Below are 13,794 nucleotides of genomic sequence, written 5' to 3' on the forward strand. Positions count from 1 at the left end.
GGAGAGGGAACCATCTGGTTTTCTCCCTCTCCCTTTGGGAGAGGGCCGGGGTGAGGGGAAACTTACCCCACCGAACCATCAAGGAGTTGCTATGCCTGTCGCTCGTCATCTGCTTGTCGCTTCACTGTCCCTGTTTGCCGCCGCCGCGGGCGCCGCGCAAACCCACTATGCCTGGGTAGGTACCTATAATCCCAATGGCGAAGGTCTGTACCGCTTTACCGTCGATGCCAACACCGGCGCGCTGCGTGGCAGGACCCTGGTGAGCTCGTTGCCAAACGTCGCGCAGCTGACCGTGTCGCGCGATGGCAAAACGCTATATGCCGCCAGTGAAGTCGAAAAAGGCGTCGTGCAGGCGTGGCGCATTGAGAAGAATGGCGAGCTGACCGCACTCAGCCAGGTTGCCTCCGGCGGCGCCGGGCCGGTATACCTCTCCCTGACGCCGGATGGTAAACATCTGCTGGTGGCCAACTACGTCAGCGGGAGTATCGCCGTGCTACCGGTGAAAGAAGATGGTAGCCTGGGCGAGGCAGTGGACAGGCATCAGGATGAAGGCCCGGCAGGCGCCGAACGCCCGGCGGCGGCCGTCGAGGGCAGTTTCGCCATCAGCGATCACAATGGCCCGCACGCCCATATGATCGCCGCCGATCCCAGCGGGAAATTTGTTTATTCCACCGATCTGGGGCTGGATCGGATCTATCAGTACCGGCTGGATAGCGCCAGCGGCAAGCTGACGCCGAACGATCCGCCGTTCATCGCCGCTTCGTCGCCGGGCGCCGGCCCACGCCACTTCGTCTTTACGCCAAAGGGCGACGGCCTGTGGCTGATCAACGAAGAAGCGTCGACGCTGACTTTCTATCATCTGGATAAGCAAAGCGGCTTGCTGCGCGAAGGCAAAACCGTCTCCGCGCTGCCGAAAGAGTATAAGGGCACCAGCTTTGCCGCCGGTCTGGCGCTGAGCAACGATGGTAAGCAGCTGTATGTCGCCAACCGCCTGCATAACAGCATCGCCCACTTTACGGTGCAGGCCGACGGCCGCCTGAGCCACCAGGAGGATATCTGGACGCGTGGGGATTACCCCCGTACGCTGACCCTGGATAATCAGGGGCAGTGGCTGTACGTCATGAACCAGCGTAGCGATAATATTACCCGCTTCAGCGTGGCGCCGAAGGATGGCAAATTAACCTTTGCCTCCGACTACACGCCGGTCGGTAGCCCATCGCAGATGGTGATATCCGCCCAACCCTGAGCCGTAACCACAAGGAACTGACATGCGATTTCCCAACCAACGCTTAGCGCAACTCTTCACCCTGCTGCGAAATGAAACGCTGCCGCAGGATGAGCTGGCGCAACGCCTGTCGGTTTCCACCCGTACTGTGCGCGCCGATATTACCGCCCTGAATGCGCTACTGGCGCAGTATGGCGCGCAGTTTATCCTCAACCGCGGCGGCGGTTATCAGCTGAAAATTGATAACCCGGCGAGCTTTCAGGCGCTGGAGGAGACGGCGCCGAAGACGCAGCACGTGCCGCGAACCGCCCAGGATCGCATCACGTTTCTGCTGGTGCGCTTCCTGACGTCGGCGTTCTCCATCAAGCTGGAAGAGCTGGCGGATGAGTGGTTCGTCAGCCGCGCGACGCTGCAAAATGATATGGTCGAGGTGCGTGAGCGCTTCCAGCGCTATCAGCTTACCCTTGAAACCCGCCCTCGCCACGGCATGAAGCTGTTTGGTAGCGAGGTGTCGATTCGCGCCTGCCTGACCGATCTGCTGTGGGAGCTGGCCCAACAGGGCGGTATCAATCCGTTGATCGGCGCCGAGGCGCTGGAGGCGGATGTCCCTGCGCTGCTGGAGCCGGTGCTACAGGAGACGCTTACCCGGCACCATATTCGCCTCACTGATGTCGGCGAGCGCTTTATCTGCCTGTACGGCGCAGTGGTGGTGCGCCGCGTTAGCGAAGGCTATCCGCTGGCCGATTTCAACGCTGAAGATGTGGCGCAAAACGTCCGCGACGCCGCGCGCGATTTGGCGGGAGAGCTGCAGCGGCTGGCCGGAAAACCCTTCTCGCCCGCTGAAGAAGAGTGGCTGTGCGTGCATCTCGCCGCCCGTCAGGTGCAGGACGTCGACCCGGAAACCATCAGCGCCGACGATGACGAAGCGCTGGTCAATTACATTCTGCGCTACATCAACAGCCAGTATAACTACAACCTGCTGGACGACGCCCAGTTGCACGCCGATCTGCTGACCCACATTAAAACCATGATCACCCGCGTGCGCTACCAGATCATGATCCCCAATCCGCTGCTGGATAACATCAAACAGCACTACCCGATGGCCTGGGATATGACCCTCGCCGCGGTCTCCAGCTGGGGGAAGTACACGCCTTATACCATCAGCGAAAACGAAATTGGCTTCCTGGTGCTGCATATCGGCGTCGGGCTGGAGCGCCACTACAACATTGGCTACCAGCGTCAACCACAGGTGCTACTGGTCTGCGATACCAGCAATGCGATGGTACGGATGATCGAAGCGATCCTGCAGCGCAAATATCCGCAGCTGGAGATCGCCGCCACGATTTCCCAGCGCGAGTATGAACAGCGGGATGCGATCGAGGCGGATTTTGTTATCTCCACGGTGCGCATCAGCGAAAAAGACAAACCGGTGGTGACCATCGCGCCGTTTCCCACCGACTATCAGCTGGATCAGATTGGCAAGCTGGTGTTGGTGGACCGTACCCGTCCGTGGATGCTGAATAAGTACTTCGATGCCGCCCACTTCCGGGTGGTCGATAAGCCGATGGATCAGCAAACGCTGTTCGCCGAGCTGTGCCAGCAGCTGCTGGAGGAAGGCTTTGTTGACGCCGAGTTTCATGCTTCGGTGGTGGAGCGTGAGGCGATTGTCAGCACCATGCTCGGCGATGGCATTGCGCTGCCGCACTCCCTGGGACTGCTGGCCAAAAAGACGGTGGTTTATACGGTTATCGCCCCGCAGGGCATCGCCTGGGGCGACGAAACCGCCCATATCATTTTCCTGCTCGCCATCAGTAAGCGCGAGTACGAAGAGGCGATGGCGATCTACGATATTTTCGTGACTTTCCTGCGCGAGCGCGCCATGAGCCGCCTTGCCACGACCCGCAGCTTCAATGAGTTTAAAACGGTGGCGATGGAGTGCGTCAGCCGGTTTTGAGAGGCTGACGGAGGGGATTAACGCAAATGATGTACCACCTGGTTGCTGCTGCCGCGCCAGATCAGCGCCGGGTCTTTTAAATCCTGCACAAACTTACCGTCGACCAGCACGTTGATCAGGTTCACTACCTGCATCTGCGCCTCATTCAGCTCATCCAGTTTATAGCCGGTCCAGACCCAGATATCTTTGCCGGGGCATTCGGCGCGCACGCGCTGAACCAGCTTGAGGATCTCCGCGACGTTCTGCGGATGCAGCGGATCGCCGCCGGAGAGTGAAATCCCCTGGCGCTTGATGCGGGTATCGTTGAGGTCGGCAATGATGCGGTCGGCCATCTCAGCGGTAAAAGGCATACCGGAGTTCACCCGCCAGGTGCTCTTGTTGTAGCAGCCTGGGCACTCGTGGACGCAGCCGGAAACAAACAGGGTGCAGCGGGTGCCGGGGCCGTTGACGATATCTACCGGGTAGTACTGATGGTAATTCATTTTTCGCTTCTCAATTAACGCCATAGCCGCGTTGGCTGCGCTCGCTCACCCCAGTCACGTACTGAATGTACGCTCCCGGGAATTCCCTCGTTTGCCGCCTTGCTCTGACGCTAATTGCTTTGCGAAAACGGAGGAATGCGGCCATTTCCCGGGTCGCGGCGTTCCGCCTTACCCGGGCTACCGGACGGTGCAAAACAGTAGCCCGGATAAGGCGCTGCGCGCCGCTATCCGAGAAAAGCGCATTGGTCTTTAACCGATCTGCCCATTGCCCAGGTGCTTAACGCGGCGCTTCACTTCTTCCTGCTTGCCGGCGTTGAACGGACGCGCGTCCGGACTGCCGAGATAACCGCATACCCGACGAGTAACCGACACGCGAGCGGCATCGTGGTTACCGCATTTCGGGCAGGTAAAGCCCTTGCTGGTGCACTCGAACTCGCCGGTAAAACCACACTCGTAGCATTCATCGATCGGCGTGTTGGTGCCGTAGTACGGCACGTGCTCATAGCTGTAATCCCACACGTCTTCCAGCGCCTTCAGGTTGTGCTGGATATTCGGGTACTCGCCGTAGCAAATGAAGCCGCCGTTGGCCAGCGGCGGGTACGGCGCTTCGAAATCGATCTTGTCGTACGGGTTGACCTTCTTCTCGACGTCGAGGTGGAAGCTGTTGGTGTAGTAACCTTTATCGGTCACGCCCTCCACTATGCCAAACTCGGCGGTGTCGAGACGGCAGAAGCGGTCGCACAGGTTTTCGCTCGGCGTGCTGTACAGACTAAAGCCGTAGCCGGTTTCTTCCTTCCACACATCGACGGCGTCGCGCAGGCGCTGGACGATGGCCACACCTTTCTCACGCAGCGCCTCGCTGTCGTACATATGCTGATTACCGTACAGCGCATTGATGGTCTCATGGATACCGATGTAACCCAGTGAAATGGACGCGCGGCCGTTTTTGAAAATCTCGGAGACGTCATCGTCGGCTTTCAGCCGCACGCCGCAGGCCCCTTCCATATACAGGATCGGCGCCACGCGGGCCTTCACCCCTTCCAGACGGGCAATACGGGTCATCAGCGCTTTGCGCGCCAGCTGCAGGCGCTCGTCCAGCAGCGCCCAGAAGGCGGCTTCGTCGCCTTTCGCTTCCAGGGCGATACGCGGCAGGTTGAGGCTAATCACGCCGAGATTGTTGCGCCCGTCATGCACCTGCTCACCGTTCTCGTTTTCCCACACCCCGAGGAAGCTGCGGCAGCCCATCGGCGTTTTAAACGACCCGGTCACTTTCACCACCTGATCGTAGTTGAGGATATCCGGGTACATGCGCTTGCTGGCGCACTCCAGCGCCAGTTGCTTGATGTCGTAGTTCGGATCGCCGAACTTATGGTTCAGACCGTCGCGAATGGCGAAGACCAGTTTCGGGAATACCGCGGTTTTGCGATTTTTACCGAGGCCAGCGATGCGGTTGCGCAGAATCGACTGCTGGATCAGGCGCGACTCCCAGCTAGTGCCGAGGCCAAAACCAAAGGTGACAAACGGCGTCTGACCGTTGGCGGTATGCAGCGTGTTGACTTCATACTCCAGCGACTGGAAGGCGTCGTAGCACTCTTTTTCGGTACGGGCGCGGGCATAGCCTTCGGCGTCCGGGATCTGCCACTCTTCGGCGATTTTACGATGCTTTTTGAAGCTTTCGGTGACGAACGGCGCCAGCACTTCATCGATACGGTTGATGGTGGTGCCGCCATAAATATGGCTGGCGACCTGGGCGATGATCTGCGCCGTCACCGCGGTGGCGGTAGAGATAGACTTCGGCGGCTCGATCTCCGCGTTGCCCATCTTAAAGCCCTGGGTCAGCATCCCTTTCAGATCGATCAGCATGCAGTTGAACATCGGGAAGAAGGGCGAGTAATCGAGGTCGTGATAGTGGATCATGCCGCGCTCGTGGGCCATCACCACATCGTGGGGCAGCAGGTGCTGCCGCGCATAGTGCTTGGCGACGATACCGGCCAGCAGGTCGCGCTGGGTCGGGATGACTTTACTGTCCTTGTTGGCATTTTCGTTGAGCAGCGCGGAGTTGGTCTGCTCGACGAGGCCGCGGATCTCCTGATTGAGACGGCCGCGCTTTTCGCGCTGGCTATCACGGTCATGGCGATACTCAATGTAGGCGCGCGCCAGCTGCTTATAGGGGCCGGACATCAGCTGGTTTTCTACCGCAGTCTGGATCTCGTTGATGTCGACCTGGGCGCGGCCCTGCATTTGTTGGCTAACGACTTCTGCGACGGTGGCGCAATAGTCTGCGTCATCGACTCCCGCTGCTTTAGCTGCACGTAGAATTGCTTCCTGAATGCGCTCTGATTTGAACGGCACTTTACAGCCATCACGTTTCATCACATGCGGTGTCATGATCACTCCATATATAGAACAGGTTATCCACAGAGGCGGAGGTTATCCCGAAGGCGCTGCACGCTACGGCTCGTGCTGTTTGCCTTCAGATCCGGCCCGTTTTATCCACATCTCATCACCGCCAGACATCGACAAGATATGGTGACATAATAGACGATTAATACAACATGTAGGGCCGGGACGCATTTTAAGTTCTATATGTAGTGATTTGCATCAAAGATGTTTGCGATTTTATTGACCCAGAACAAGGTAAAAAGGTGAGAGTACGGATGATGGGCGCTGGCGATAAATGTAAATTTATCTGGCTGGAAAATAAGCAAAAATGCCTGGCATCCACCTCCGATGCCAGGCATTACGCTCCGGTTTCTGTCGGGCAAGAAGTACCTTACGCCTGCAGCCACCATACGGCTTCGAACGGCCGCAGCGTCAGACCGGTCGGGCGGGGCGTAGTTTCTGCATAGTTGCTGATGATCATCTTCCAGTCGCCCTGGGCTTCCTCTGGCTGCCAGGTCTGCAGGTCACGGCTCAGGTTGGCGGCGACCACCAGCGTTTGCCCCTGCCACTGACGGCGATAACACCACAGCGACGGATGGTCCGGCAGGAGATCCTGGTAATCGCCCCAGGTCAGCAGCGGCAGGGTTTTACGCAGCGTAATCAGCTGCTGATAGGCATAAAACACCGAATCGGGGTCCGCCAGCGCCGCCTCAACGTTGATCTCCCGGTAGTTATCGCCAAGGCCGATCCACGGCTCACCGTCGCTGAAGCCGCCGTTCTCCCCGGCGTGCCACGGCATCGGCGTGCGGCTGTTGTCGCGCGACTTACTGGCGAGGATTGCCAGCAGTTCGTCCGGGCTTTGCCCCTGCGCTGCGCGCTCGATAAACATATTGTGGCTTTCGACGTCACGGTAATCGCTGATGCTGCTGAAGTGCGGATTGGTCATGCCGATCTCTTCGCCCTGGTAGATATAGGGCGTGCCCTGCATGCCGTGCAGCACCATCGCCAGCATCTTCGCCGCCGGCACCCGGTACTCGCCTTCGTCGCCAAAGCGCGACACGATGCGCGGCTGATCGTGGTTACACCAGAACAGCGCGTTCCACGCCCGATTGTGCATCCCCTGCTGCCAGTGGCGGAACAGCGCTTTCAGCGCCACATAGTCCGGGCGGGCGAGGGTCCATTTTTCACCGCCGGGATAATCGACCTTTAAATGGTGGAAGTTAAAGGTCATCGACAGCTCGCGGCCGTCCAGCGCGGCGTACTGCTGGCAGTGCTCCAGCGAGGTGGAGGACATCTCGCCGACGGTCATCAGGTTACGGGGAGTAAAGACATCGCGGCTCATCTCCTGCAGGAATTCATGCACCCGCGGGCCGTCAGTGTAGAAGCGGCGGCCATCACCCTCCGCATCGCAGGGGAAGGTCTGGTCTTTCGAGATCAGGTTGACGACGTCGAGGCGCAGACCGTCGACGCCGCGGTCGGCCCAGAATTCGCAGACCTTTTTCAGCTCGGCGCGTACCGCCGGGTTCTCCCAGTTGAGATCCGCCTGTTCAATGGCGAACAGGTGCAGATAATACTGCCCGCTGTCGGCGTGCCACTGCCAGGCGTTGCCGCCAAATTTGGAGCGCCAGTTGTTCGGCAGCGCGTCCGGTTCGCCGTCGCGCCAGATATAGAACTGCCGGTAGGGACTCTCCTTATTCAGCGACTGACGGAACCATTCATGCTCGGTCGAGGTATGGTTCAGTACCATATCCAGCACGATGCGGATACCACGGGCCTTCGCCTCCGCCACCAGGGCGTCAAAGTCGGCCATCGTGCCGTAGGAGGGATCGATAGCGGTGTAGTTCGCCACATCGTAGCCGTTATCCACCTGCGGTGAGACATAGAACGGCGTCAGCCAGATGGCGTCGACCCCAAGCTTCTGCAGATAGTCGAGGCGGGAAGTGACGCCGCGCAGATCGCCGGTACCGCTGCCGGTGGTATCCTGAAAACTCTTCGGATAGATTTGATAAATAACGCCGTTTTGCCACCAGTGGGGAAGATGATTCATAGTGCTTTCCTGCTGCAACGAGGGGCGCCAAAGGCGCCCCGAAAGAAGAAGTTAGACAATCTGCAAGGTGCCCTGACGGTACTTGCGCTGATACACCACGGTGGTCAGGATAATCGGCACCACCACCGCGATAGCCATCGCCATGGCGTACACCTGCCAGTAGGTTGGCTGGATGGAGAGGATGCCCGGCAGGCCGCCGACGCCGATGCCGTTCGCCAGCACGCCGTTCAGGCCGCACAGCAGGCCGGCGAGACCGGAGCCGATCATCGCGCACAGCATCGGGAAGCGGTACTTCAGGTTGATACCGTACATCGCCGGTTCGGTAACCCCGAGGTAAGCAGAAATTGCCGCCGGCACCGAGATTTCACGTTCATTCTGTTTACGGCTGGCGATGATGATGCCGACCACCGCCGACGCCTGGGCAATGTTGGATAGCGCAATCAGTGGCCACACCGGGGTGCCGCCCATGCTCTGGATCATCTGCATATCGATAGCGAGGGTGGTCTGGTGGACACCGGTAATCACCAGCGGCGCGTAGAGGAAGCCGAACAGCGCGGCGCCGATTGGCGCGAAGCTGCCGGTTAACAGATGGCGTACCGCGAAGGCCACGCCGTCGCCGATCAGGCGGCCGAACGGACCGATAATGGCGTGCGCGAGGAACACCGCGAGGATCAGCGAGCAGACCGGGACAATGACCAGGTAGAGGTAGTCAGGCACGATGCGCTTGAGGCGCGTCTCGATAAAGCCGAGCGTCAGGCCCGCCAGCAAGGCCGGGATCACCTGCGCCTGGTAGCCGACTTTGGCAATCGTAAACAGGCCGAAGTTCCACACCTCCGGCACCTGCTGGCCGAGGAGATAGGCGTTCATCAGCTGCGGGGAAACCAGGGTGACGCCAAGAACGATCCCGAGGATCGGCGTGCCGCCCATCTTCTTCACCGCTGACCAGCAGATCCCCACCGGCAGATAGAAGAAGATCGCCTCGCCAATCAGCCACAGGAAGTCATAGATGGTTTTCAGCGACGGGTGCATCTGAGCCAGCGTCTGGCCGTTGCTCATGGGTAAGTCGCCGATGACGTTACGGAAACCGAGGATCAGACCGCCACTGATTAGCGCCGGCAGCAGCGGGAAGAAGATCTCGGCAAAGTGCGAGATCAACTGCTCATGCCACTTCATATTTTGCCGCGCGGCCTGCTTGACCTGCTCTTTATCGGCGGAGGTCTGGCCGGTGGTAGCCAGCAGGGCCTTGTAGTAATCGCCCACCTCGGTGCCGATGACCACCTGGAACTGACCGGCGTTAGTGAAGCATCCCTTCACCATGCGCAGCTGTTCAATCTCTTTTGGTTTGGCGATGGCCGGGTCGTTCAGCACAAAGCGCAAACGGGTAATACAGTGGCTGACGGTGGCGATGTTGCCGCGCCCGCCCACCAGTTCGATCAGTTTATCGATGTCCTGCTGGTTTACTTTGCTCATGATGAAGCCTCAAAAACAGAGGGGGAGAGATGCCGTTTTTTACCTTGAGGGCATCCTAACCGTTCCGCTTGATTTGCAAAATGGGAACGTTCCCGAAACCCGGCGACGATCACATAAATCGTCCGAATGAGATTAATTCAGGGCGGCAGGAATCACGATCTGGCGGGGTTCGACGCTGCCGGCGATCTGCTCGATCAACTGCCGGGCGGCCCGGCGTCCGGACTCGGCATAGCCGGGATCGACGGTCAAGATTTCCGGGTGGAGAAACTTCATTAGCGGCGTGCTACCGACGCTGGCGAGCTGCAGCGCAGCGCGGCCCTGCTGCTGGAGGTACTTGCTGGCGCCGAGGGCGAGGGTATCCGTCGCGCAGACCAGGGCGCTGGTTTCGGCCGTCAGCACGCTGGCGACGGTGTCATACCCCTGCTTCATGCCCAAGCCCGGCAGAGCGGCGGTGGGCGTCAGGCGATGCTTTTTACAGAAGGCGAGGTAGGCGAGATGGCGGCGCTCGCCGGTGGTGACGTCGCTGTGCGGGACGCCAAGAAAACTGATGTGGCGATGTCCGCGATCGTAGAGCCGCTGCATCAGCAGCGTGATGGCGCCTTCGTCGTCATAGCACACCGAGGCGAAACCGGGGGCGTCGCGGGCCATCAGCACCAGCGTATCGCGCCAGGGGGCGAGCATCGCCTCATCAATGCCGGTAAATCCGAACAGCACTACGCCGTCAATATTACGCCGGGCGAGCATGCCGAGATGCTCTTCCACCAGTCCCGGGGAGAACTGACTCTCCATCATAATCGGATCGTAACCCTGTTCATAAAAGGCGGGCAGCATGGTCTGCACGGCAAGGTTTTCCGACAGGGAATCCAGACGGGTGACGATAATCGCCACCACTTTATCGCTCTGGCCGCGCATGGCGCGGGCGGAGCGGGAGGGTGAGAAACCGTGCTGCTGCATCACCGCTTCGACGCGCTCGCGGGTCCGTTCGCTGACCCCGCTCTCGTTGTTAAGGACGCGGGATACCGTCGATTTTCCTACGCCGCTTAAACGCGCAATATCTTTGATGGTCAGCCGGTTCTGCATGCGGAATTCTCGTCAGGGATGGTAGAAGTGAGCCTAATGCTACTCAACCAAACCGCAATGAGCAAAGTCTGGTTTACGTTCGGTTTAGTTGCGCGGGCTTATCATCGCCATAAATGCCACACATGTCTCAACGAGCGCGCTATAATCCGCGCCGTTTATATTCACTTACCGGAGAATTTATGGACCCCGATCCCACTCCTCATCCTCGATGGAGCAACCTTTCTTTCCGGTAAGCCTGTTTAACACTGCTTTACCGGAAAGCGTAAAGCAGTGATGTCCTTGATGTCCCTGCCATAAAAATTACATGCCTGACAGGTAGGCTTTGCTACGCCTGTTGGCGACGCTGCGTTCGCTCGCGCGAGCGCGGAGGGACTGTTTATGTTGAAAAATTATACCCGGCAGCTGTTCGCGCAGCTTAGCCGCCATCTGCCACGCCGTTTGGTCCAGCGCGATCCGCTGCCTGATGCCCGTAACCTGACCAGCGTGCCGATCCCGGACTCGCTCGGCAAGCGCTGCCTGGACGTTGCGGCGATGGATGACCAGGAGATCTGGCGTGCCTTTGACAGCCACCCTGAAGGGCTCAATGAAGGCGAAGTGGCGGCAAAGATCCTCAAACATGGTGACAATCAGATCCCGGCGCAGAAGCCCTCGCCGTGGTGGGTGCATCTGTGGACCTGCTATCGCAACCCGTTCAACCTGCTGCTGACGGTGCTCGGCATCGTCTCCTATTCCACCGAAGATCTGTTCGCCGCGGGCGTTATCGCGCTGATGGTCGGCATCTCGACGCTGCTTAACTTCATCCAGGAAGCGCGCTCGACCAAAGCGGCGGATGCGCTAAAGGCGATGGTCAGCAATACCGCCACGGTGCTGCGGGTGGTGAACGAGCAGGGGGAGAGCCGCTGGCTTGAACTGCCTATCGACCAACTGGTGCCAGGAGATATCGTCAAGCTGTCGGCGGGAGATATGATCCCGGCGGACCTGCGCATTATTCAGGCGCGCGATCTGTTTGTCGCTCAGGCCTCGCTGACCGGCGAATCGCTGCCGGTAGAGAAAGTCGCGCGCAGCCGCGACCCGCTGCAGCAGAACCCGCTGGAATGCGACACCCTGTGCTTTATGGGGACCAACGTGGTGAGCGGCTCGGCGCAGGCTATCGTCTACGCCACCGGCGGCAACACCTGGTTTGGCCAGCTGGCCGGGCGCGTCAGCGAGCAGGAAAGCGAGCCGAACGCCTTCCAGAAAGGCATCAGCCGGGTCAGCATGCTGCTGATCCGCTTTATGCTGGTGATGGCCCCGGTGGTGCTATTGATTAATGGCTACACCAAAGGCGACTGGTGGGAAGCGGCGCTGTTTGCACTGTCGGTGGCGGTCGGCCTGACGCCGGAGATGCTGCCGATGATCGTCACCTCGACGCTGGCGCGCGGGGCGGTGAAGCTGTCGAAACAAAAAGTGATCGTCAAACACCTCGACGCCATTCAGAACTTTGGCGCGATGGATATTCTCTGCACCGATAAAACCGGCACCCTGACTCAGGACAAGATCGTGCTGGAGAACCACACCGATGTCTCCGGTAAGTCCAGCGAGAGAGTGCTGCATACCGCCTGGCTCAACAGCCATTACCAGACCGGGCTGAAAAACCTGCTCGATACCGCGGTGCTGGAAGGCGTGGAGCTGGAGGCCGCCCGCGGCCTCGCAGAGCGCTGGCAAAAGGTGGATGAGATCCCGTTCGACTTCGAACGCCGCCGCATGTCGGTGGTGGTAAAAGAGCAGGGCGACGCGCATCAGCTGATCTGTAAAGGGGCGTTGCAGGAGATCCTTAACGTCTCGACCCAGGTGCGCTACAACGGCGAAATCGTACCGCTGGACGACACCATGCTGCGCCGCATCCGTCGGGTGACCGATACCCTGAACCGTCAGGGACTGCGGGTGGTGGCGGTAGCAACCAAATACCTGCCGGCGCGCGAGGGCGACTACCAGCGCGCCGATGAATCCGACCTGATCCTCGAAGGCTACATCGCCTTCCTCGATCCGCCGAAAGAGACCACCGCCCCGGCGCTGAAGGCGCTGAAGGCCAGCGGCATCACGGTGAAAATCCTCACCGGCGATAGCGAACTGGTGGCGGCGAAGGTGTGCCATGAAGTGGGGCTGGATGCGGGCGAAGTGGTGATTGGCAGCCAGATTGAAGCCATGAGCGACGATGACCTGGCGGCGCTGGCGAAGCGCACCACTTTGTTTGCACGTCTGGCGCCGCTGCATAAAGAGCGTATCGTGACGCTGCTGAAACGCGAAGGTCACGTGGTGGGCTTTATGGGCGACGGCATCAACGACGCCCCGGCGTTACGCGCGGCGGATATTGGCATCTCGGTTGATGGCGCGGTGGATATCGCCCGCGAGGCGGCGGATATCATTCTGCTGGAAAAAAGCCTGATGGTGCTGGAGGAGGGGGTGATCGAAGGCCGCCGCACCTTCGCCAACATGCTCAAGTACATCAAAATGACCGCCAGCTCCAACTTCGGTAACGTCTTTAGCGTGCTGGTGGCCAGCGCCTTCCTGCCGTTTCTGCCGATGCTGCCGCTGCACCTGTTGATTCAGAACCTGCTGTACGATGTCTCCCAGGTGGCGATCCCGTTTGATAACGTCGATGATGAGCAGATCCGTAAACCGCAGCGCTGGAACCCGGCCGATCTCGGGCGCTTTATGGTCTTCTTCGGACCGATCAGCTCGATTTTCGATATCCTCACCTTCGGCCTGATGTGGTGGGTGTTCCACGCCAATACCGTGGAGATGCAGACTCTGTTCCAGTCCGGCTGGTTTATTGAAGGGCTGCTGTCACAGACGCTGATTGTGCATATGATCCGCACCCGGCGCATTCCATTCGTCCAGAGCCGCGCCGCGTGGCCGCTGTTCGCCATGACCTTGGTGGTGATGGCCGTGGGCATTGCGCTGCCGTTCTCGCCGCTGGCGGGCTACCTGCAGCTGCAGGCGCTGCCGCTCAGCTACTTCCCGTGGCTGGTGGCGATCCTGGCGGGCTATATGGTGCTGACCCAGACCGTTAAAGGTTTCTACAGCCGTCGCTACGGCTGGCAGTGAAGGGCGCATTTTCGGATGAGCCACGTAAAAAAGGCAGCCACTGGCTGCCTTTTTTTCTGCCAACCAA

Annotated in this window: 9 protein-coding genes; 4 read left to right on the top strand and 5 right to left on the bottom strand. The window is 59.6% G+C overall.

Annotation, left to right across the window (positions count from 1 at the left end; translation table 11 throughout):
* Positions 1-91 precede the first annotated feature (91 nt).
* Entirely contained in the window at positions 92-1,246 is a 1,155-nt protein-coding gene (locus tag NKJ21_RS20840) for a lactonase family protein (RefSeq protein WP_165459690.1), read from the top strand.
* A gap of 22 nt (positions 1,247-1,268) precedes the next feature.
* Complete coding sequence (locus NKJ21_RS20845) at positions 1,269-3,179, top strand: transcription antiterminator (RefSeq protein ID WP_254733181.1); 1,911 nt, start codon at positions 1,269-1,271, stop codon at positions 3,177-3,179.
* 17 nt (positions 3,180-3,196) lie between these two features.
* Here NKJ21_RS20845 and nrdG read toward each other — a convergent pair whose 3' ends face one another.
* The 5 genes from nrdG to treR form a co-directional block, all read right to left on the bottom strand.
* Positions 3,197-3,661: an anaerobic ribonucleoside-triphosphate reductase-activating protein gene (gene nrdG / locus NKJ21_RS20850; protein ID WP_012969085.1), complete on the bottom strand. Its 465-nt coding sequence runs from the start codon at positions 3,659-3,661 to the stop codon at positions 3,197-3,199.
* 249 nt (positions 3,662-3,910) lie between these two features.
* Positions 3,911-6,049 carry an anaerobic ribonucleoside-triphosphate reductase gene (gene nrdD / locus NKJ21_RS20855; RefSeq protein ID WP_072125523.1) on the bottom strand — a complete coding sequence of 713 codons (2,139 nt, stop codon included), beginning with the start codon at positions 6,047-6,049 and terminating at the stop codon, positions 3,911-3,913.
* 385 nt (positions 6,050-6,434) lie between these two features.
* The gene (treC, locus tag NKJ21_RS20860) at positions 6,435-8,090 is read right to left on the bottom strand and encodes an alpha,alpha-phosphotrehalase (RefSeq protein WP_008807132.1); all 1,656 of its coding nucleotides are present in this window, start codon (positions 8,088-8,090) and stop codon (positions 6,435-6,437) included.
* A gap of 51 nt (positions 8,091-8,141) precedes the next feature.
* Positions 8,142-9,560, bottom strand: a complete 1,419-nt coding sequence (gene treB / locus NKJ21_RS20865) for a PTS trehalose transporter subunit IIBC (RefSeq protein ID WP_008807131.1) — start codon at positions 9,558-9,560, stop codon at positions 8,142-8,144.
* Positions 9,561-9,692: 132 nt separating this feature from the next.
* Positions 9,693-10,640, bottom strand: a complete 948-nt coding sequence (treR, locus tag NKJ21_RS20870) for a trehalose operon repressor TreR (RefSeq protein WP_008807130.1) — start codon at positions 10,638-10,640, stop codon at positions 9,693-9,695.
* 179 nt (positions 10,641-10,819) lie between these two features.
* On the opposite strand from treR, the gene mgtL reads away from it, so the two are divergent.
* Both mgtL and mgtA read left to right on the top strand, forming a co-directional pair.
* Positions 10,820-10,873: a mgtA regulatory leader peptide MgtL gene (mgtL, locus tag NKJ21_RS27860; protein WP_219340445.1), complete on the top strand. Its 54-nt coding sequence runs from the start codon at positions 10,820-10,822 to the stop codon at positions 10,871-10,873.
* Positions 10,874-11,018: 145 nt separating this feature from the next.
* Entirely contained in the window at positions 11,019-13,727 is a 2,709-nt protein-coding gene (gene mgtA, locus NKJ21_RS20875) for a magnesium-translocating P-type ATPase (RefSeq protein WP_164728976.1), read from the top strand.
* The last annotated feature ends 67 nt before the right edge of the window (positions 13,728-13,794 follow it).

This window comes from Klebsiella sp. SWET4 (assembly GCF_024296565.1).
GTDB lineage: Bacteria > Pseudomonadota > Gammaproteobacteria > Enterobacterales > Enterobacteriaceae > Klebsiella > Klebsiella variicola.